The organism is Salinibacterium xinjiangense (assembly GCF_014645015.1).
GTDB classification, from domain to species: domain Bacteria; phylum Actinomycetota; class Actinomycetes; order Actinomycetales; family Microbacteriaceae; genus Rhodoglobus; species Rhodoglobus xinjiangensis.
Map to the genome: position 1 here is coordinate 656,812 of NZ_BMLC01000002.1, position 21,342 is coordinate 678,153.

The 21,342-nt window shown below is 65.1% G+C and carries 19 protein-coding genes; 18 read left to right on the plus strand and 1 reads right to left on the minus strand.

Going from position 1 to position 21,342, the window contains the following annotated elements:
* Positions 1–12 precede the first annotated feature (12 nt).
* From IEW81_RS09855 to IEW81_RS09920, 14 genes are all read left to right on the plus strand, one after another.
* Entirely contained in the window at positions 13–2,433 is a 2,421-nt protein-coding gene (locus tag IEW81_RS09855; protein WP_097059723.1) for a SaeA-related protein, read from the plus strand.
* Positions 2,426–5,101, plus strand: a complete 2,676-nt coding sequence (locus IEW81_RS09860) for a GAP1-N2 domain-containing protein (RefSeq protein ID WP_097059724.1) — start codon at positions 2,426–2,428, stop codon at positions 5,099–5,101. The genes IEW81_RS09855 and IEW81_RS09860 overlap by 8 nt, the downstream gene beginning before the upstream one ends.
* Positions 5,101–6,162, plus strand: a complete 1,062-nt coding sequence (locus IEW81_RS09865; protein WP_097059725.1) for a hypothetical protein — start codon at positions 5,101–5,103, stop codon at positions 6,160–6,162. Before IEW81_RS09860 ends, IEW81_RS09865 begins: the two co-directional genes overlap by 1 nt.
* Positions 6,159–7,310, plus strand: coding sequence for a TRAFAC clade GTPase domain-containing protein (locus IEW81_RS09870; RefSeq protein ID WP_097059726.1), 1,152 nt, complete (start codon positions 6,159–6,161; stop codon positions 7,308–7,310). Before IEW81_RS09865 ends, IEW81_RS09870 begins: the two co-directional genes overlap by 4 nt.
* A gap of 29 nt (positions 7,311–7,339) precedes the next feature.
* Positions 7,340–7,918 (plus strand): TerD family protein, encoded by a 579-nt coding sequence (locus tag IEW81_RS09875; RefSeq protein ID WP_097059727.1) that lies wholly within the window; start codon positions 7,340–7,342, stop codon positions 7,916–7,918.
* Between the two features lie 36 nt (positions 7,919–7,954).
* Positions 7,955–8,533 carry a TerD family protein gene (locus IEW81_RS09880; RefSeq protein WP_097059728.1) on the plus strand — a complete coding sequence of 193 codons (579 nt, stop codon included), beginning with the start codon at positions 7,955–7,957 and terminating at the stop codon, positions 8,531–8,533.
* 39 nt (positions 8,534–8,572) lie between these two features.
* Positions 8,573–9,157, plus strand: a complete 585-nt coding sequence (locus tag IEW81_RS09885; protein ID WP_097059729.1) for a TerD family protein — start codon at positions 8,573–8,575, stop codon at positions 9,155–9,157.
* Between the two features lie 6 nt (positions 9,158–9,163).
* Positions 9,164–10,255 carry a DUF475 domain-containing protein gene (locus IEW81_RS09890; protein ID WP_097059730.1) on the plus strand — a complete coding sequence of 364 codons (1,092 nt, stop codon included), beginning with the start codon at positions 9,164–9,166 and terminating at the stop codon, positions 10,253–10,255.
* Positions 10,200–11,435 carry an HpcH/HpaI aldolase/citrate lyase family protein gene (locus tag IEW81_RS09895; protein WP_179691760.1) on the plus strand — a complete coding sequence of 412 codons (1,236 nt, stop codon included), beginning with the start codon at positions 10,200–10,202 and terminating at the stop codon, positions 11,433–11,435. Before IEW81_RS09890 ends, IEW81_RS09895 begins: the two co-directional genes overlap by 56 nt.
* Complete coding sequence (locus IEW81_RS09900) at positions 11,432–13,729, plus strand: phosphoribosyltransferase domain-containing protein (RefSeq protein WP_097059732.1); 2,298 nt, start codon at positions 11,432–11,434, stop codon at positions 13,727–13,729. Before IEW81_RS09895 ends, IEW81_RS09900 begins: the two co-directional genes overlap by 4 nt.
* Positions 13,726–14,514, plus strand: a complete 789-nt coding sequence (locus IEW81_RS09905) for a hypothetical protein (RefSeq protein WP_097059733.1) — start codon at positions 13,726–13,728, stop codon at positions 14,512–14,514. The genes IEW81_RS09900 and IEW81_RS09905 overlap by 4 nt, the downstream gene beginning before the upstream one ends.
* Before the next feature lie 5 nt (positions 14,515–14,519).
* On the plus strand, positions 14,520–15,584 hold the full coding sequence (locus IEW81_RS09910) for a hypothetical protein (RefSeq protein ID WP_097059734.1): 1,065 nt from the start codon (positions 14,520–14,522) through the stop codon (positions 15,582–15,584).
* 162 nt (positions 15,585–15,746) lie between these two features.
* Entirely contained in the window at positions 15,747–16,811 is a 1,065-nt protein-coding gene (locus IEW81_RS14520) for an aldehyde dehydrogenase family protein (protein ID WP_143544622.1), read from the plus strand.
* 126 nt (positions 16,812–16,937) lie between these two features.
* Positions 16,938–17,267 carry a PP2C family protein-serine/threonine phosphatase gene (locus IEW81_RS09920; RefSeq protein ID WP_179691761.1) on the plus strand — a complete coding sequence of 110 codons (330 nt, stop codon included), beginning with the start codon at positions 16,938–16,940 and terminating at the stop codon, positions 17,265–17,267.
* Here the strand turns inward: IEW81_RS09920 and IEW81_RS14525 are convergent.
* Entirely contained in the window at positions 17,227–17,436 is a 210-nt protein-coding gene (locus IEW81_RS14525; protein WP_229671341.1) for a hypothetical protein, read from the minus strand. The two genes, IEW81_RS09920 and IEW81_RS14525, sit on opposite strands and share 41 nt — an antisense overlap.
* 21 nt (positions 17,437–17,457) lie before the next feature.
* Between IEW81_RS14525 and IEW81_RS14530 the strand changes: the two genes are divergently transcribed.
* The 4 genes from IEW81_RS14530 (at position 17,458) to murA (ending at position 21,321) form a co-directional block, all read left to right on the plus strand.
* Positions 17,458–17,673, plus strand: a complete 216-nt coding sequence (locus tag IEW81_RS14530; protein ID WP_229671342.1) for an FHA domain-containing protein — start codon at positions 17,458–17,460, stop codon at positions 17,671–17,673.
* A gap of 163 nt (positions 17,674–17,836) precedes the next feature.
* On the plus strand, positions 17,837–19,306 hold the full coding sequence (gene leuC, locus IEW81_RS09930) for a 3-isopropylmalate dehydratase large subunit (RefSeq protein WP_097059736.1): 1,470 nt from the start codon (positions 17,837–17,839) through the stop codon (positions 19,304–19,306).
* Entirely contained in the window at positions 19,306–19,902 is a 597-nt protein-coding gene (gene leuD / locus IEW81_RS09935) for a 3-isopropylmalate dehydratase small subunit (protein WP_097059737.1), read from the plus strand. The genes leuC and leuD overlap by 1 nt, the downstream gene beginning before the upstream one ends.
* A 51-nt stretch (positions 19,903–19,953) precedes the next feature.
* Positions 19,954–21,321, plus strand: coding sequence for a UDP-N-acetylglucosamine 1-carboxyvinyltransferase (murA, locus tag IEW81_RS09940; RefSeq protein WP_097059858.1), 1,368 nt, complete (start codon positions 19,954–19,956; stop codon positions 21,319–21,321).
* Positions 21,322–21,342 lie beyond the last annotated feature (21 nt).

Sequence of the window (21,342 nt, forward strand, 5' to 3'; positions counted from 1 at the left end):
CGAAGGAATCATATGCCACAGGCCACTCCCCACCAGAGGTTAGAAGTCCTCACGCGGTGGCGTACCGAGGCCGCTGCCGCCGGACACCCCGTGCCGTCGGACGACTTCGCTAGAGAGCTCTCCGAGGCGGGTTCCCACGCCAAATCCTTCCTCGAGTCGACGAACGATAGCGCAGTAGCGGCATGGGCGCCCACCCTTAACTTCTTCGTGAAACAGTGGAAAATGAGCGTGATTCTGCCAGACCTGCCGAATCACCTCAAGGCACCGGCCGACTCCGCAGCAGCTCCCACTCCGGTGAAACCAGCGGCGGTGGTCGCCACCTCGCCACCGCCGAATGCAGGTGACATTGCTGCCCCGAGCCTCGCCGACGCGCGCTTCGAGGCACTCAAGGCTTGGCGCACGGCGGCCATTGAGTCGGGAGCGGAAAGCGTAGGTAATATCAGAGAATCGACCCTACGCCGGATCTCCGGTTCGGAAGTCGTCACCGAGCCGGAAGTCGCGCCATTCATTCCCGCCTCGCTCTCGGGCTTCGCCGGAGATATCGCGGGGGTGCTCGGGGGAATAGCCTCGAAGTCGACGAGCGTCGCGGCAGTCGCGGCCGCGCCAAGAGCCGCGATCGCACCTCCACCCCCTGCGCTGCCGAGCACCGACGCACAGGCCGCAGCCGGGCCCGAAATGGAGCCGACGTTTTCAGCATCGTCGACCACGGCGCCTGTGCACGATGTGGCGCCCGAGGGCTACGAGGGCTTCGACTTCTCGCGTGCTAGCGAGGAAGTGCTTGCGCTGCGCGGCAGTGGTACCGAGCAGACTGGGCTCTTGCTGGCATGGGACGCGCTCTCAACTGCCGATCCCGTGGTCCTATACCGAGTCGTGTCGGGCGACCAGTACGCACCGTTCAACCCTGACACGGCCGACCTCGTGATTTCGACTGCCAAAACCTCCGTGAAAGACTCCCGTCCGTTCGGCTCGGCCGTGCGCCATTTGCAGGTTTGGGCGAACTCGGGCACGAGCGTCGAGGAGTCCAAGGCGTCGCAGCCCGTGCTGCACGCGCATGCCTCCTTCGTGGCGCCGCCACGCCGGGTTGAGATCCGTGTCGACGAGAAAAAGGTCATCGGCCAGTGGGAGACGTGGCCGGAGACGACTCGCGTGCTCATTTTCCGCGTTCCGCGCGAGCGTGCGGCGCAGGAGTCGATGGCGCCGCAGCACCAGATCCTCTCCGGGTCGGATAACCTGGGCGGCTTCGTTGACTCGGATCCGGATATCCGGGGCAAGTGCTTTCTGTACCAGACCGTTGCCGAGGCGCCTGTCGACGGCACTCGCCAGCGCTCGGTGCCCGTGGTGCAGATCGTCGACGTGCCCGACGTGCTCGAGCCGGTGCTCGATCTCGTGATTAAGCGGCACGGTGATGAGGAGCCCCAGTTCGACCTCACCTGGACCACGCCCAAAAGCGGCCAGGTCGCGATCTACCGCACGGAGCAGTCGCCTCAAGCGGGAGTCGACCGAAGGGCCTTGAGCGAATCCGCCCTCGAGCAGGCGGGCCTTGTCACGCAGGCCCGGCTCGCGCACCCGATCTCACGCTCCATCGATGGCACCGCCGAGATGCTAGACGTGCCGTGGCCACGTGAGTGGAAGTTCGCGTACTTCACGCCGGTTACGCTGCTCAACGGGCAGGCCTTCGTGGGAACGTCGGTCGCGGCAGTCGACCCGCCCCGCATCAAGATTGCGAAGATCGTCGAGCGGGTCAACAAGCAGATCCTCACCTTCGAGTGGCCTCAGGGCGCTGCATCCGTTTTTGTCTACGAGGGCGTGACTGATCAGGCCGCTGAGGTAGCGACGCAGAGCAATCAGGCCCACGAGATCACTCAGGAGCAGTACGTGCAGCAGGGCGGTCTCACCTTCCCGCGTCCGCTGTCCCCCAAGGGCTGCGACATCCACCTCGTCGCCGTGGCGTTCCTCGCCGGGCAGCGCGTGGTGGGTCCGCCGGCCACTGTGCGCTACGACCGCCTCTTCCGCCTGCGCTACGATGTCAGGCAGTTGCGCGGTCTCACGGGCACCATCACGGCTGTTTCCGTCACGCTTCGGTCCGAGGAGGAAATGAGCGGGCCTCCTGGATTCGTGCTCGTGCACAACCCCGATCGGATGCCGCTCAGCAAGGCCGACGGCCGGGTACTAACCGTAGCGCCCGAGGCCGTCGAGGGAAGCCCGCGCGCGAAGCGCATGGGGTTCTCCCAGCTCGGCAACGTCGTGAGCAAGGCGTGGAGGACCCCGGCGGATACCTGGAAGCTAGAGGTCGGCAAGCCGCGTGGCTATGTCCGCGTCTTCGCCGACCTCCCGCCCGACGGTAACGTCCTCCTCGCCCTCGTCGACCCGGCCCCGTCGACATTGCGGCTCGAGTCGCTCATGGGCAGGATCGGCGGCCTGATCGGTGGCTGACGAGCGCTGGCCACAACTGACCTATGCGTCGTTCGACGCAGGCACCGGCGCTGCCGGCGGATGGGGCGTCAAGGATGTTTCCGGCGTGCTGACCACTGCCGAGACCGAGGGCCTGCGCTCGCGCGTTGTGACACTTTTCGGGGCGATCGATGACATCCCGCAGTTCCCCAGCCACGACGAGATCGCGAACCTTCCGCGCCGCCTCACTTACGCGCCGGTGAGTGAGTCGAAGGGCTATGGGTACTGGCACTCCGTGCCGAGCGGCCTCGACGGAACGGGCCGGCCCGGCAACGTGTTCAGCCACGTGCTGCTCGATCGACGCCCGGATGAGCAGTTGCCGTCGCTGCGGCCGATCACGCTGTGGCGTTCGCCGAGTTGGCTCACACCCTTCGGCCAGCAGGAGATCCTCGCGGCCGCCGTGCAACCGGGTGCACCGTCGGTGGGTTCTGCGGTCGCGCGAGCGAGCATCATCGATTTCCTCCTCGACCCAGTTGTTTTCCGCGGTGCCACCCTCACCGTGCTCCTCGACGCGGTGGCGGCCGCCGTAGCGGGCGGACCGCGCGTCATCATCGTGACCGAGACCCCGGATGTCGCAGCCCTTTGGATCGGCGCAGTCTCGCAGCTCATGGCGCCGCGCACGAGCCGCGGCCTGCCGTTCTCCGTCTTCGAACGTACGGCTGGCCTCGGCTCGGTGCTGCGTCGTGGCGCCCTGATTGTCGGAGTGCCGCACGCCGACGCCGAGGCCGCGGTGAAGATCGACAACGTCGTCGTTATCGACGACCGCACAACCCCCTCGCTCGGCGATCTAGACGGCGAGCCCCACCGCGTCGGCGATGCCGTGATCGTCGTCACGGAGTGGTCGGTCATCGCCGAGGTGGCCCTGCAGGAACCTGACCTCGCGAGCGCCGTGCTCGACCGGCTCGACGCCGTGTGCACCGAGCTCGCCGACACCGACCTCGCCCCGGCATGGCCGCTGGCCATGGTCGTTGCTCTCATGCCAGACGACCTCGCCGACGGCACGCGGGAGGCCGCGCGCGTGCTGCGCGATACGTCTCCGGCCGGCCTGCGCACCCATCCCGCGATGTGGGCTGCGATATCTGCCGCAACCCAGGGACTGTTCGGCTCGACCGTGCAGCAGGCGCTCGACCAAGTCGAGGCGACCTCCGCCGAGTCAAGCCCGATCATGCACGACCTCGCTGTCGCTGTCTATCAGGAGCGCGTGCTCGAGAGCCCCGAGTTCCTGTCGGACGCCCGCCTGGCCCCCGTGTATCGGGCGTCGACCGGCAGCGGCGACTCCGTCTCGCAGCGCGCCCTGGCCGCCGTGCGCCGTCTCGGCGCCGGCGAGGTCTCGTCGACTCTGCCGCGTGAGGTCCTGCGCCTGGCCGACTGGATCATCGCGTCCGGCCTCGTGGCTCCCGGCGATGTCGCGCTGCAGGCGCCGCTCGAAACGCTCGTGCGCGAGCGCGTGCTGCCCGTGTTGCTCGACCCGCTGACCGGTCCCACTTTCGTGGGCTCGGTCGGGCCGGTCTCCGAGGCTTTCGCGGGCGACTGGGTGCGCCCGCTCGTGGAAGCAGCGCTCGCAACCGGGGTGGGTCTGGCGGGGTCCCGCGTTGCGCCTTCCGTCGTGCAGTGGCTGTTCCCTGTGCCGCCGGCACTCGACACTGGCCGCCCGCTCTCCGACCTCGATCTCGAGTACGTGATCGAGGGATGCGCCACAGGTCGCTCCGAGCTACGCTCGGTGCGGGCGGCGTCGTGGCTTGCCCTCCTGCAGCGCGGCGCCGCGGGTGAGGACAATCCACGTTCCCTGTTCCTTGTCGATGCCGCTTTACCGTGGAGTGCGCGCGAGGTGCTGTCCGTCGAAGCACACCACCCGGGGGGAGTTCCTGCTCACCTCGTGATGCGCGCGCTCATCGACGTCGCCCCTGGCCCCGACTTGACCGAGTTCGTCAACCTCATCGCGCTTACCTCCGACCGTGTGGGCGCCGCACCCTTGCTAGCTGTGAGTCAAGCACGGATGCTCGCCGTGCGCGTCGCGGCGGGTGGAACCATGTCCAGGGCCGAAGCATGGGAGACCTTCGAGACGTCGGCGGAGCTCTTCAAGGTCGCGCCGAACTGGATGGACGGCGTTACACTTATCTCCTCCTATATCATGGGCATCTCGGGCAGACCAGAGTACGACTTCACGCGGGAGCGCTTCGATTTCCTGCGCTCGGCGCTCGGCAGAGTAACCCTCGATGCGTTCGAAGTGACCATAAAACTGCACGCCGCCGCCGGGGCCTTCTCTCCCCTCGATTTCCCGCGGGCCGTGCAATTAGCGCTACTCGGGGCGCCCGATTGCCCCGTGCCTCCTCTCGACGGTCAACGAGGCATCGCGAGGCTTGCGGGCGCGTGCGACGATGACAGCGACGGGCGCCTCATCGTCGTTGTCGCGACGAGCCTCGCCGAGGAGGGCGTCGGCAAGCTTGAGTGGGATCTCGGCGTTGCCGAAAACCTTATTCTCGCCATGATCCCCACCGGTCGTCTCGGCGATAAGAGGGTCGTTGAGTTCGACCGTTTCGCGCGCGACTGGTGGAAGTACTTCAAGTCGTTCGGTCCAGCGCCGGGCAAAACGCGTGCCAGTCGTCGCAGACTTTTCGGAATCACAGCCTCTGACAAGGAGAACATCTGATGCCCACCTACGTGCTCGAACCGAACACGCCCGCGAAGCTGGAGGCGAACCGACCGCTGCGCTTCCAGGTGCACGCTGGCGCCCTGACCGGCGAGGTTTTGTTCGCCGCCACCGACGTCACGGGTGCGCCCCTTGGCAGAACGGTCACGCGACGGGGCACCCTCGTGATCCCCAAGCTCGCCGACTACACGTCGGTCACGGTTTCTCGTCTCAGCGGCGGTGTGTTCCCGGCCAATACCGTGCTCGACCTCACCATCGCTTACGAGGGTGCGCTGCATGCCGACGCTGTGACGCTTGTCGCGAAGATCGAGGTTTCGGGTATCCCGAGCCGTCAGCTTGCCGCGCTGCGCGTCGCCGACGGCGTCGTCTCGGTGGTCTACGAGGACGAGAGCAACGGCGAGCGACCCCCACTCACCGGTCTCGCGCTGCTCGCGCAGCTCGCCACGCGTGAGATCCTCGGTGTGAGTGCCGTCGATCCCACCGCGGCCATCAACATGGCAGTGGTTATCGATGGCTCCGCGTCCATGCTCGCTCCCACGAACGACGGCGGGGTGGGGGCTCTCGTTGAGGTTCTCGCGGGCCTTTCCTCGGTCGTCGCACCGAACCGGACGGTACGCGCGGCGCTCGTAGGCAACGCCGTTGAGTGGATCATCTCCGACTCCCGGGCGACCCTCGCCGCCGATGTTAGGCGTGCTCAGATCTCCGCCACGCTCAGTACGGGCTTCCGATCGGCAGACCCGGGCCTCATCGGGCACCGTCCAGACGAGAACACCGTGACGTGGGTGCTCACGGACGGGCTACCGTCGGACCTGCCCGAGCTGAGGCTAGCCGACGGCATTGAGGGAGAGGCACGCCACCTTGTGCTGTTCGCCGACGTCCAAGCCGTTCGCCTGCAGGGAGAGGCGGGTATCCCGACAACATTGGTGCAGCCCGTTGGGTCGGAGGAAGGCATCGCCGGTCGCCTTGAGTATGATCCTGCCAACTTGCGCCGCACCATCAAATCGTTACTTGCCGGGTGCTTCGTGCCCGGGACCCCGTACGCAAAGCGGGTAGCGGAATGACCGCGTGCCCCAGCTGCTTCGAGCAGCTGCGCGCGAGCGAATTCGCGTGGATCTGCCAGGCGTCCGGATGCACACAGGCGCTCGACCCCGTCGCATCAGGCTTCGTCGGTTCCGAGGTGCACTCCGGCCCCATAATTTTGTTGTCCCGGCCCGCCGACGCCGCACAGAACTGGGCCCCCCCCGCGAGAATCCACTGCCGGCAGTGCGCCGCGATCGCGCAGGAAGCGTGCGCCAACTGCCACTTTCCACTTCCCGAGAACTGGCGCTCGTTCGACGTGACGACCATCGCTATGAGCGGTGCGCGCTGGTCGGGCAAGAGTTTTTACATTGCCGTCGCCGTGCAACAACTGCGCAATGTGCTCACGCACCTTCACACGAGCCTTGACTTCGCCGACTCACGGTCGCGCGACGTCTATCGCATGTATTTTCAGGATCCGCTGTTTGGCAAGCTCAAGATTATCCAAGCCACACCCCGGTCAAACACCGAGGCCCCGCCCCAGCGCTACCCGCTCATCTTCCGTTTGGGCAGCCTGAAGGGTGCGCAGCGGATGCTCGTCATCCGCGATGTGGCAGGGGAGGACCTGGAGGCCACTTCCGAGGATATGACGAGCCTCTCGTTTCTCAGGCACGCTGACAGCGTGTTCTTCATGTTCGACCCTCTGGCAATCCCCGCGATCCGCGAGCACCTGCGCGGCCTCGTGCCCGACCAGCTCAACACGGGCGGTGACCCGAGGCTCGTGCTCGGCAACATCCGTCGCCTCATGGGCAACGCATCTCCCGCGCTCGCTATAATCGTGTCAAAGTTCGACGCCCTCCAGGCGCTGCGCAACGTCGATGACATGGAGTGGAAGCCGATCATGTCGAACCCGGGCGCGGCCTTTCTCCGCGACCCGAGTCTCGACTCGGGCACCTACGACAAGGTCGACGGGGAGCTGCTCTCGCTCGAGGTAGAGAGCCTGCTGCACAAGCTCGGCGCTCAGGACTTTGTGTACGCCCTTGAGGGCGGAAAGCCTATCCCGCACCGCTACTTCGCGGTCTCGGTGCTCGGCGAGTCGACCGACGGCGAGTCGATCAGCCGCCTCGGCATCTCGCCGTTCCGCATCCTCGACCCGATCAAGTGGGTTCTCGACCTGAAAAAAATCATCTAGATTTACCCAACCCGAAAGGCACTATAAATATGTCAGTCACCCTGAACAAAGGCCAGAGCGTCTCTCTGGCTAAGACCTCCCCCACAAAGCTCTCCAGCGTGCGCATGGGGCTCGGATGGGATGCCATGAAAGTCCGTGGATTTTTCGGCGGCTACAAGGAGCAGGCGATCGACCTTGACGCCTCGTGCTTAGTGTTCGACGCAGCCGGAAATCTCATCGATCAGGTGTGGTTCAAACAGCTCGCAAGTGCTGACGACGCGATTAAACACATGGGCGACAACACCACGGGTGCGGGAGATGGTGACGACGAGTCCATAGTTGTGGCGCTTGAGTCGCTACAGCTGGCCGCCCATACCCTCGTTTTTGTGGTCAGCAGCTACTCCGGCCAGTCCTTCAGCCAGATCGAGAATGCGTTCTGCCGTCTCGTGAACAGCAGCAACGAGGCGGAGCTTGCGCGCTTCGACCTTTCTGGTTCGGGCCCGCACACCGCTCAGGTTATGGCCAAGCTCGCCCGCAGCGGCGATTCGTGGGAGATGACTGCCATCGGCACCAAGACCGACGGCCGGAGCATCCGCGACCTTGTTTCCGCCGCCGCCGCAGCACTCTAGACAGCACACGCTCCACACGAAAAGGAAGGCATCATCATGACCGTGAGTCTCAGCAAGGGCGGAAGCGTTTCGCTCACAAAGGAGGCGGGTGCCTCGACGCTCTCTTCCCTCACCGTGGGTCTCGGGTGGGATAAGTCGCAGGGCTTCGCCCATGATCTCGACCTATCGGCAGTGCTTGCCGGGTCGAGCGGTAAAGTCGCGTCCGAGACCGATTTGGTGTTTTACGGCGCCGTTACGCACGTGAGCGGATCAGTGCGCCACGGTGGCGACAATCGCACGGGCGAAGGGGACGGTGACGACGAGCGGATTGTCGTCGATCTCACAACGGTTCCCGCCTCCGTGCACTCGATCGTATTCATCGCTTCAATCGATAAGGCCATCGAGCGCGGGCAGTCGTTCGGATCGGTCACCGCGGCCTACATCCGCGTGGTCAATAATGCCGACAACCGCGAGCTCGCGCGCTTCGACCTCACCGACGGCGCCTCATCCGATATCGCATTGAGCTTCGGCGAGGTGTACCGCGACGGCGGCGACTGGAAGTTCCAGGCCATCGGCGACGGCTACTCCACCGGTCTCGCTGGTGTGCTTGGCGCCTATGGCATCGACGCTGCGTAGCACCAATTCATAAAGAATTCATAGAGAAAAGGAAAATATATGTCTGTCAGCCTCAACAAAGGCGGAAGCGTCTCCCTCACCAAGGAGGCCGGCGCCTCGCGGCTCACCTCGATCACGGTCGGCCTCGGATGGGACCCGCGCGAGGGCTTCGGCGCCGACTTCGACCTCGATGCCTCTGCCATCATTCTCGGGAAGAACGCCATGGCGCTCTCCGACGACGACCTCGTGTTTTACAACGCGCTCAAGAGCCCAACGGGCGCCGTTACACACACCGGTGACAGCCGCGACGGCCGGCTTCCCGGCGACGACGAGTCGCTCATCGTTGAACTCGACCTCGTGCCGGAGGCCGGCCACGCGATCGTCTTCATCGTGAGCATCCACGACGCCCGCTCGCGCGGCCAGTCGTTCGGTGTCGTCGACAACGCGTTTATCCGCGTCGTCAACAATGCCGACGGCCGTGAACTTGCCCGCTTCGATCTGAGCGAGGGTGCCACGTCCGACACGGCGCTCACCTTCGGAGAGCTTTACCGTGACGGCGTGGAATGGAAATTCCGTGCCATTGGCGACGGGTTCCCGGAGGGCTTCGCAGCGGCGCTGCACAGCTACGGCATCAACGTCGGTTGACACTCAGTGATCCTTCGCACCTTCGGCTGGTCTTTCGGGATCACCGCGCTTGGCGCAGTCCTTGGGTTCCTCTACGGAGGACCTATAGGGCTTAGCCTCGTTCTAATTCTCATAGTCCTCGAGATCTCGCTCTCGTTCGACAACGCTGTGGTAAACGCCACGGTTCTCGAGCGAATGAATGCATACTGGCAGCGCCTCTTCCTGACGGTCGGCGTCGTCATCGCCGTGTTTGGCATGCGGCTCGTGTTCCCGCTCGTCGTCGTCGGGGTCAGCGCGAGCTTGTCACCATGGGACGCGGTCTCGCTCGCGCTCAACAAGGGCGACATCAAGGAGCCCGGCAGTTATGCGTACGTGCTGCACGAGGCGCACCCGGCGATCGCGGCCTTCGGTGGTATTTTCCTGCTCATGCTCTTCCTGAACTTCGTGTTCGAGGAGCGTGACGTGCGCTGGCTGCGGTGGATCGAAAGGCCTCTCGAGCGCATCGGGCGCCTGGACTATGCGGCGGTCGTCGTGGCGCTTCTCGTCCTCGCACTCTCCGCGCAGTTCCTCGCGTCTGAGGAAAACCGGGGGACCGTGCTCTTCGCGGGAGTCATCGGGCTGGGCTCCTACCTGCTCATCAGCGCGCTTGGCAGCATTTTCGAGAAGTCACAAGGGGACGGTGAGGCTGACGGTGACTCGCCGGTGCCGTCCGGCAACAACCAAGTGGCTAAGGTCGCCGGTCGTGCTGCGTTCTTTCTTTTCCTTTACCTTGAGGTGCTCGACGCGTCGTTCTCGTTCGACGGGGTTATTGGGGCGTTTGCGATCACGTCAGACCCGGTCATTATCGCGATCGGCCTCGGCGTCGGCGCGTTCTACATCAGGTCGTTCACGATCTTCCTGGTACGGAAAGGGACGCTGCGCGAATTCGTCTACCTCGAACATGGTGCGCTGTGGGCGGTGGGTGCGCTTGCGGTGATTCTGCTCATCACGATCCGCTGGGAGGTACCCGAACTCGTCACGGGCCTCTTCGGTGTGGGCTTCATCGCCGCCGGGTGGATCTCGAGTGTCGTGCACACTCGCACGAAGCAAGTTCGCGGCGAAGCCGAGCTCGTGGGCTGAGGTGCGTCATTTCAATCACCTGGCCGACACCGCTCGCGATGTCCTCTTCGGCCACCAGCCGCAGCACATCGCGAGCGATGTAACGGCCGTCGAACTGGGATCGTGGCTGGGCGCCACGTTATATCTCCCCGCTGCGCGACCAGCGGTAGTTGACGACCTCGCGCGCCAGCGCGCGCGGGGCGTATTCGCAGCGGTCATTGACTTCGAGGACTCGATGACTGACTCCGACGCCCTCTACGCCCGCCCGCGTGCGGCGCGGTTGCTCGCAGATCTCGCCGCGAGCAAGCACGAACTTCCGCTAGTCTTCCTGCGCCTGCGCAATCCGTCCGACATCGCGGGCGCGCTCGGGCTCGCCGACGCGGTGCCACAGCAGCTCGCGGGTTTCGCATTCCCCAAGTTCGATCCGGCGACCAACGGCGCCGCGTGGCTTGGGGAGCTCTCAAATGCCTCCGCTATCGCTGGGCGCCGATTAGTCGGCATGCCGATCCTTGAGTCGACGGCGCTCGCTCACATCGAGACGCGGCGCGAGTTTCTGCTGTCGATAGCGCGGATGCTCGCCCGCGAGCGCGACTCGATCGCGTGCATCCGTGTTGGGGTTGCTGATATTGCGGGAGTGTTTGGGCTGCGTCGGTCACCGGACACCACGATCTACGACATAAAGGTCGTGGCTGACGTCATCGGTGACGTGGTCAATACCTTCGCGCGTCCGGCGTCTGGGGCTATCCCGGTCTCGGGCCCAGTGTGGGAGTATTTTGCGAAGGCGGAGCGCGTGCTCAAACCGCGCCTGAGAGTCACACCCTTCCTCGATCACCACGCCACGGGTATCCGTGAGTCGATGATGCGGTCGGGTCTCGATGCCCTGCTCTCCGAGATCGCGATGGACCGCCTGAACGGCCTGTGGGGCAAGACCGTGATCCACCCAAGCCACGTCGGTGTCGTACACGCGTTCTCGGTTGTCAGCCACGAAGAGCACCAAGACGCCATGTCGATTATCGAGCGTGAGAGCGATGGGGGGGTGCTCGCCTCTCCTGCCGGCAACAAGATGAACGAGGTGCGGCCACACATGGCGTGGGCGCGTGGCATTCTGCAGCGCGCGCGAGTATTCGGGGTGCTGCGGCCGGCGGTCGATTTTGTTGACCTCCTCATGGAGGCCGACGAGCTGACCGTGGCACAGCTATGACTACGTGGCCGGGAGCGTGGATAGCGGAGCGCGCCGAAGTTCGCTACTCGGGAGTGTCGACGGCGGTCGACGCGGTCGACGTGCGGTCTCTCGCTGGACTTGCACTACGACGCAACCAAAAGCGGCTTCTGCTCATCGTATCGACGGTGCTCGGCAAGCACATCCCCGCGGCTCCCGTTGATGTGACCGGCGCTGCCCACCGGCTCGGCGCCGCCGTCGAGGCCCTCGGCTTACCCAGCCCCGTGCTCGTGATCGGGTTCGCGGAGACCGCCACTGCGCTGGGCTATGGTGTCTCGGAGATGCTTGGTGACGCGCACTATGCTCACAGCACGCGCGCCCCGTCGCGTGCCCCACTCGTCTCGTTCGTTGAGGAGCACTCGCACGCGACCGTCCACCACCTCGCCCCCACTGACCCTTCCATCGTGCGGGCAGCGCGCTCGATCGTGCTTGTCGACGACGAGATCTCGACGGGGCGCACGTCGATGAACATCATCCGCAGCCTCATGGGTGTGGCCGACTGCCGCAGGTTCGTGATTGCGTGTCTTCTTGACTCCCGACCCGCACGGGAGCGTGGCACCATGAAGCGCGAGGCCGCTGAGCTTAGAGTCGACCTCACCCTCCTGGCGCTTGGCGAGGTCGCGCTTGAGATACCGGGCAGCGCTGCGGGGGCGCTCAAGCCATGGCTGGAGCACAGCTTCGCTGCCGAGCTAGCCGCAGGCGGCTCGCTCGAGACGGTTCCGGTGGTGTGGCCGGCGGGCGCGGTGCTCGACGGACAGGATGGATTCTCGCGAGCAGACCGCGACCGCGCGACGAAGGCCGCACGCGGCATCGCTGCGGGTATTCACACGCTCCTTGAGGGTTCGCCGAGCGTGCTCGTCATCGGTATCGAGGAGTTCATGGCCGTACCGCATGCAGTCGCTAGTGCTCTCGCTGTTTCTGGCCTCAACGCGCGCGTGAGCTCGACGACACGCTCGCCCGCTGCCGCGATCGATGAGGACGGCTACGCTATCCGCTCTGTGATCGAGTTCGCGGGCGATGCCGACCAGGGCGACTACCCGCGCTTCCTCTATAACGTGCGGGCGGCCGAGTATGACGTCATCGTCGTGGTTGCTCCGAGGCGGGGGCCGTTCGCGGCGTCGCGGGCACTGCTCAAATCCCTCGCTGAGGGGAGCCGTGTGCTGTCGGTGCAGATCACGTCGCCCGTCCCGCTCGAAGGCCCACACTTCTCTAGTTACCCAGCCCGCGACGTACGGTGGCTGCTCACCGATGTGACCGATTCGGTGCCGGAGTCGTCGGGCGTGGAGCGCGAGCTCGCGATCCAGTCCACGCATCATTACTCTGAGTCGCTGCCCATCGAGTACACACCCGACGCCGAGTACCTCGCACTTTTCGACGCGGCGCTTGAGACCCGGTCGCGCACAGTCGCGGTCGCCGTGGCCCGCCTCGGCGAGCAGTTGCTGGTGGCGCGTGGCGAATCACTCGTGCTGATCTCCCTCGCGCGGGCTGGCACCCCTGCGGGCGTGCTTGTGCGCCGCTGGCTTGCGGCAGCGCACGGCCTCGATGTCGCGCACTACACGATGTCAATCATTCTCGACCGGGGTCTCGACCCCGTCGCCCTCGACTACCTGCGCGCCCACCACGAGCCTGCGGGTATCGCGTTCGTGGACGGCTGGACGGGCAAGGGCTCGATCAGTTCCGAACTGCGGCGGTCGCTCGCCGGCCTTGGTGCGCGCGCGCAGGGGTTCGGGCCTGACCTCGGAGTGCTCGCTGACCCAGCGTCGACGGCGACATGGGCGGGCACGCACGCCGATGTCCTCATCCCCTCGGCATGCCTCAACTCGACAGTCTCCGGCCTCATCTCTCGCACTGCTCACAGTTCGAAGTTCATCCCGGAGGGGTGCTTCCACGGTGCCAGGTTCTACGCGGAGAGGGCGCGCGAAGATCGGTCGCGTGACTTCCTCGACTCGGTCACCGCATGGTTCAGCGACATTGCGCCCGAGGAACTTGTGGTGCCCGCGCGCATCGCCGGATCACGGGATCTCGTGATGGCAGAACTCACACGCCTCCGGGAGCGCTATTCGGTGGACCGAGACGCACTCATCAAACCCGGTGTGTGCGAGGCAACGCGCGTGTTGCTGCGGCGCGTGCCCGAGCTTCTGGTCGTGCGCGAGGCGGGGCTGCCGGATGCCGTCCATCTCGAACTTCTCGCTGCCATGCGTGGCACCCCCGTAGTCGTCGACCCCGACTCGCTGTTCTCCGCCGTGGGCATCATCCGCTCGTTACGGACGAAGTGAGCACACCCGGCGGCGGTGTCGCCTTCCTCGACATCGACAACACTCTCGTCTTCGCCGAGCGCGAGTTCGGCCAGGGCACGGGCCCGCGCACGTGCGTTGACAGCACCGCAGAGCGCCGGGTCGCGTTTGCGACTGACCAGACTCTCAAGCTGCTCGTTCAACTTGGTGATGCTGTCGTGCCGACTACCGCGCGCAGTGCTGAGCAGCTTGCGCGTATGACCCTGTTCAGCACAATGCCGTCCGTGGCGATCATCGCTGCAGGCGCCACCGTGCTCGTCGACGGCGTCGCCGATATCGAGTGGCGGCGCATCCTCAGTGCGAGCATCGCGCTGAGCGCCCCCGTCCATGACGTCGTCACAGGGCTCAACGTTCGCGCGCGCTCGGTGTCGGTGCGAGAGGGCCTGCTCATCGTTCTCACCTACGACGCGGCGCAGACTGCTGCCCATGACGCGGTGCAACTCGCGGAGTCTGCGCGCGAGCAACGGTGGACGGCGCGCACGGACGGGCGGCGGACCTATCTACACCCCGACGCGCTCTCGAAGGCCGCGGCGGCTGAGTATGTGGCGCGACTCTGGTCCGCCACGACCACGGCGGCCGCCGGCGACTCGGCGCTTGACCTCGGCCTGCTTGAGTGGGCGGACTACGCGATAGCGCCCGCGGGGTCGTGGGCGGCATCCGTTGGACGCCCCGGAATCGACGTAACGCGCCAACAGGGCCCGAGGGCTGCGGAGGAGATTTGCGCGCGCATCCTGCTCGCACTGGCCGCACAACGCAAAGGGAAGTAGGAGCGATGCAGGCATTGTGGGATCTTGGTGGGCGGAGCATCCTCTTCATCGTGCTCTCCGGTGCGTTGTTTGGAGCCACCGCCGGTTATGCGCTGGCGACCTATGGTCGGCTACCACGGAGCGTGGCGATCGCCGTCGGCGCGGTCTTCTCAATATTCGGGGTCGTGATCCTCAGCATCGTGGTGCTCGTTCGGCGCTTCGGCCGACACTCTGAGCATCCCGTGGGTGAACGTGCTGACATGGCGCCCGCGAGCGAAACACTGACAGGCTACGAAGGATTCGACGACTGGTCGAGCGCGGCGTCGTCCGATGCCCTGGTCGGCGCCGAGACGATGAAAACCGACAACAGTTGGGGCTTCGATTCGTGGGACACCGTGCAGCCTCCGATCCTTGCCACACCCAACGCTGCGAGCTCGTCGGCTGCGCGCCGCACCATCACAGACCGGTTCTCGACGGCCTGGGGGCGCACGCCGCTCGGCCGCATTGCCGCTGGTCTGGGCTCCGTCGCCGGCGTGCTCGTAGTGGTGAGCATTTTTACGGGCTGGCTCTCAATCAACGCCGCCATCGTCCCGCGCTTCTGGGTCTACCCGATCGGCACGGGGCTCGACATCGCTCTGCTCGTAACGGCCGTCATCGTAGGCTCTGTGGTTGCCAGCGTTGCGATGCGCCCATTCTGCTCCCTCGCCGTGCTGCTGGCGTGGGTCGCCGACACGTGGCTCGTTCTCATGGCGTTGCTCGTCAGCAGCCGCGAGGCTGCCACCTACCTCCTCAACGAAATCGGCGCGCTGACCCTGTCTACGGGCGACCTGCTCAAGTCGGTCGGCATCGACACGTCTGCGGGGGTCGTCGAGCTGCCGCAGGGGGTCGACCTGTCGAGCGTGGGCGTGAGCGGAAGCTCAGTCGACCTTAGCGGCCTTGACCTCGGGCAAATTATCCCCGACATGTCCGTGACCATCGGGCCCGGTGTGTACCTGATCATCGCCTTCGCAGTGCTCGCCAACGCGGCAGTCTTCGTCATTCTGAGAGCGGCAGACCATGCAGCACATGCCCCCCTCGGGGAGAACCTATGATTTGCGAGCATTGCGCCGCCGCCATCGGCGACGATCTCTGGGCGCTGTGTTTGCGCCAGCCCGGAGGCGGAGTCCACACCGCTCCGGCACAACCTGAGCAAGCCTTCGACGGAGGGAGCACCGCCCCCGTGGAGCGAGCTCGCCGGCATTATCGTGCGCGAGATGGGCAAGCCTCTCGACCAGGCATTCGGTGAGGTGGATTTCGCGGCCGCGATCTACCAGTACTACGCAGACAACGGTGAGGCGTTCCTCGCGGATGAGCCGATCGCGCTCGCCGATGGCGGCGGATCCGCGTTCATCCGACGCGCCGGGCTGGGGGTGCTGCTCGGCATCATGCCGTGGAACTTCCCGTACTACCAGGTCGCCAGGTTCGCGGGCCCGAACATCGTCGTCGGCAACACGATCCTGCTGAAGCACGCCCAGCAGTGTCCGGAATCCGCCGCGGCGATCGCGCGCATCTTCGATGACGCCACCGCCGAGGTCGGGGCGCACGCCGGGGTGTACGTCAACATCTACGCCTCGAACGACCAGATCGCGACGGTCATCGCTGACCCCCGGCTGCAGGGTGTATCGGTCACGGGCTCTGAGCGGGCCGGCGCAGCGGTGGCCGAGCTGGCAGGCCGGCACCTGAAGAAGGTCGTGCTCGAACTCGGGGGCTCAGACCCGTTCATCCTGCTCTCGACCGATGACCTCGACGCAGCAGTGCAGGATGCGGTCAACGCACGACTCGACAACAACGGGCAGTCGTGCAACGGGGCGAAGCTGCGCACCACCATCGACGGCAAGAGAGTGTTCACGCCGATCCTGGTCGTCTTCGTTGCCCTGGGCATCACCGACCTGGTGTTCGCGCTCGACTCGATCCCCGCGATCTTCGGCATCACGACCGATCCGTTCATCGTCTTCACCGCGAACATCTTCGCGCTGATGGGCCTGCGCCAGCTGTATTTCCTGCTCGGCGACCTGATCGACAAGCTCGAATACCTGCACTACGGCATCGCCTTCATCCTGGCCTTCATCGGTGTGAAGCTGTTCTTCCACGCCCTGGCCGAGAACGAACTGCCGTTCATCAACGGTGGGGAGCACGTGGAGTGGGCTCCCGAGATCTCGACGTGGGCGTCGCTGGCGGTCATCCTGTCGGCGATGACGATCTCCGTGGTCGCGAGCCTGGTCAAAATCCGCATCGACAAGAACCGCGCGAGCAAATCGACGGAGTCGGTCGACCGCTGACGACGCACCGCACCGAGGCATGGGCAGCACTGCCCATGCCTGCTGGTGCAGGGTTTCTCCCGGCGATTGGTACCGTGTAGACACCTGCGTCTCAAGGGTTGCGCAGGGCAAGCGGGGGAGAGCCGGATGTCGGTCGAGATCAGTCGCGAGTTTGCGCTGCCCGGGGTCACGGTGCGGTTCCGTTTCTCGGGGCACACCGATCGCGGTGCCGTCAGGCGCATCAACGAAGACAGTTTCCTGATGTCTGCCCCGCTGTTCGTGATCGCGGATGGCATGGGTGGGCACGCCTTCGGCGACCGGGCCAGCCAGGCGGCCATCGCCGTATTCACCGATGCGCTCATGGATGACGCCCCCGCGAGCGCCACCGCCATTCTCCAGACCGTCACGCGGGCCAACGCTGCGGTGCTCGAGCTTTCTACCGGTAGCCACCCCGACCGTCGCTCAGCTCGACGCTGACGGCACTGCGCTCGCCGAGATTGCCGTACCGGGCGTCGACGACGCCACCAGCATCAGCGTCTCGCGTCACACCGAACCCCGGTGGCACCTCGTGATCCTGGGCGGCGAGCCGGTCGTCGTTGAGGGGCAGCTCTACCTGGGTCGCAACCCGGTCGCTCCTGCCGATCATCCATCAGCCCGAGTTCTTGCCGTGGATGACCCGGCCAAGTCGGTCTCGAAGACTCATGCCATGCTCGAGGTCGATGCCGACGGCCTCTGGGTGCTCGACCTCGACTCGACCAACGGTGTCTGGGTGGTGCCGGCCGGGGAGGGCGCGATAGAGGTCGAACCCGGGCAGCGGGTTGCGGTGCCCGCTGGCGCCGACCTCGAGCTAGGCGATCTCGTCATCCAGGTCGAACGGGGCTGAGGAGCCCGCATCCACCCCGGGTGATACTCTCGAGTCATGTATTTCGGTCGGCTTCTTCTTCCTTGCCGCGACGAGGCTTAGCCACCTGCCTCCCTCGTCGCGGAGCGGTGTTGCACAGCAACACGAACGAAGGCCGGGCCCTCGATCGACGAAGGACACGAGCATGAACAGCACTCCTAAAACTCTGGCCGAGAAGGTCTGGGAAGACCACCTGGTCGTCAAGGGCGAGAACGGTACGCCCGACCTCATCTACATCGACCTGCACCTCGTGCATGAGGTGACGAGCCCGCAGGCGTTCGACGGCCTCCGCCAGGCCGGTCGTCCCGTGCGCAGGCTCGACCTCACGATCGCCACGGAAGACCACAACACCCCGACGCTGGCCATCGACAAGCCGATCGCCGACCTCACCAGCCGCACCCAGATCCAGACCCTGCGCAATAACGCCGCCGAGTTCGGAGTGCGCCTGCACTCGCTCGGCGACATCGAGCAGGGCATCGTGCACGTCGTCGGACCGCAGCTCGGGCTCACGATGCCCGGCATCACGGTCGTCTGCGGCGACAGCCACACGTCGACGCATGGCGCGTTCGGCGCGATGGCGTTCGGCATCGGAACCTCGGAGGTCGAGCACGTGCTCGCCACCCAGACCCTCCCGCTGAACGCGTTCAAGACGATGGCGATCACGGTCGAGGGCACCCTGCGACCGGGCGTCACGGCGAAAGACATCATCCTCGCGGTCATCGCGCAGATCGGTACGGGCGGCGGGCAGGGTTATGTGCTCGAGTTCCGCGGAAGCGCCATCCGGGCCCTCTCGATGGAGGGTCGCATGACCATCTGCAATATGTCGATCGAGGCTGGCGCGCGCGCGGGTATGGTCGCGCCGGATGAAACGACCTACGCCTACCTGAAAGGCCGGGCCCACGCGCCGGAGGGCAGGGACTGGGACGACGCTGTCGCATACTGGGACACCCTCCCCACCGACGATGGAGCCGTGTTCGACGCCGAGGTCTTCCTCGACGCAAACACGCTGGAGCCGTTCGTCACCTGGGGCACCAACCCCGGCCAGGGCGTCTCGTTGAGCGAGAGCGTGCCTGACCCTGCAGCATTCGACGACGTGAACGACCGGGCAGCAGCCGAGCGCGCACTGCAGTACATGGACCTGGATGCCGGCACCCCGATGAAAGACATCAGGGTAGACGCGGTGTTCATGGGTTCGTGCACCAATTCCCGCATCGAAGACCTGCGCGCGTTCGCATCCATCATCGAGGGCCGTACCAAAGCCGACGGGGTGCGCGTCATGGTCGTGCCCGGCTCGGCACGAGTGCGGATCGAGGCCGAGGCCGAGGGGATCGACAAGATCGTCCTGGCGTTCGGTGCCGAGTGGCGCTTCGCCGGGTGTTCGATGTGCCTCGGGATGAACCCCGACCAGCTCGCGCCGGGGGAGCGTTGCGCTTCCACCTCCAACCGTAACTTCGAGGGCAGGCAGGGCAAGGGTGGCAGAACCCACCTCGTATCACCGCTGGTCGCCGCGGCGACAGCCATCAGGGGTACCCTGTCGAGCCCCTGGGACCTGGAGAACAGCCCCGTGCCGCAGTCTGATCCGACAACGCAGGCCGCCGCAAAGGTAGGTGCCTGATGCAGAAGTTCACTTCCGTCACGGGCATTGCGGTTCCGCTGCAGCGCTCGAACATCGACACCGACCAGATCATTCCGGCCGTCTTCCTCAAGCGCGTCACCAAGACCGGATTCGAGGATGCCCTGTTCCACGGTTGGCGCCAGGATCCTGAGTTCGTGCTCAACCGTGAGCCGTTCACCCAGGGCACGGTGCTGGTAGCCGGGCCGGATTTTGGCACCGGATCGAGCCGCGAACACGCAGTCTGGGCGTTGAGGGACTACGGATTCCAGGTCGTGCTGAGCTCGAGGTTCGGAGACATTTTCAAAGGAAACTGCGGAAAGCAGGGGCTTCTCGCCGCCCAGCTCAGCGAGAAAGACATCGAGACGATCTGGCTGATCATCGATGAGCAGCCGGGCGTGGAGGTGACAGTCGACCTCATAGCCAAAACCGTGACGGCTGGCAAGTCTGGCTTCGCTTTCGAGATCGATGAATACACTAGGTGGCGTTTGCTCGAAGGTTTGGACGATATCGGTCTGACCCTGCGCGATGAAGCGCGAATAACCGAGTTCGAGGCGAAGCGTGAAAGCTGGCGACCGAAGACTCTTCCCGCTCGCTGAGCTGGACATTCGAAATTCAACGGCTTAAGTGATAGCAATACAGAGGTGAGCATGAACTCTCTTACCAAAGACGCCCAAAAGGCAGCAAAAAGGGTGGGACTCCTGTCAGACAAGATTGTGATCAACGGCGGTAAACCGCTCGTAGGCCGCATCGAGGTGCGGGGAGCGAAGAACCTGGCGACCAAGGCGATGGTCGCGGCGCTGCTGGCCGACACACCGAGTGTGTTGAAAGACGTCCCCGCGATCAGCGATGTCGTCATCGTGACGGGCATGCTCGAGGCGTACGGTGTCGCGGTGTCGAACGACGGCAACGGAACACTCAATCTCGACCCCAGCAACGTGCTGAAAGCGCACTTCGCCGAGATCGATGCCCTCGCGGGTTCGAGTCGCATCCCGATCCTGTTCTGCGGCCCGCTGCTGCACAGGCTCGGCGAGGCGCTCATCCCCGACCTGGGTGGATGCCGCATCGGCGACCGCCCCATCGACTTCCATATGGATGCCTTGCGAGCGTTCGGCGCTGTCGTCGACAAGAGCTACGAAGGCATCCGCCTCACGGCACCGAACGGCCTCAAGGGTGCAGCGATCGAGCTGCCATACCCGAGCGTCGGAGCGACCGAGCAGGTGCTGCTGACGGCCGTGCTGGCTGAGGGCGTCACTGAGCTCAAGAATGCGGCGATCGAGCCGGAGATCATGGATCTCATCGCCATCCTGCAGAAGATGGGAGCGATCATCACGGTCGAGCCGAACCGCGTCATCTTCATCGAGGGGGTTGAGAAGCTCCACGGCTACGAGCATCGCGCGCTCTTCGACCGCAACGAAGCCGCGAGCTGGGCATCCGCTGCGCTGGCCACCGAGGGCGACATCTTCGTCGGCGGGGCGAAGCAGCAGGAGCTGATGACGTTCCTGAACATCTTCCGTAAGGCCGGGGGAGCGTTCGACATCCACGAGGACGGCATCCGTTTCTATCACCCCGGCACTCCACTGAAGCCGGTCATGGTCGAGACCGATGTGCATCCTGGATTTATGACCGACTGGCAGCAGCCTCTCATCGTGGCCCTGACGAAGGCCGAAGGGCGTTCTGTCGTTCACGAGACCGTCTATGAGAATCGCTTCGGCTTCACCGATGCGCTGATCAAGATGGGTGCAGACATCGTCGTGCACAAGGATGGTCTGGAATCGATCAGTCGCAGGGTTCCCCGTCGACCTCTCGAGCAGGCCGCCGTCATTACAGGCCCCACCAAACTGCATGGTGCCGAGATCGAGATCCCCGACCTTCGTGGTGGCTTCAGCCACCTCATCGCCGCGCTGACCGCCGAGGGGCAGTCGACTGTCACCAATGTGGGCATCATCAGCAGGGGATACGAGCACTTCATCGACAAGCTCGAACTGCTCGGTGCCGATTTCGTCTACGAAGGCTAGCTCTTCTTCGTTAGGTTGTGT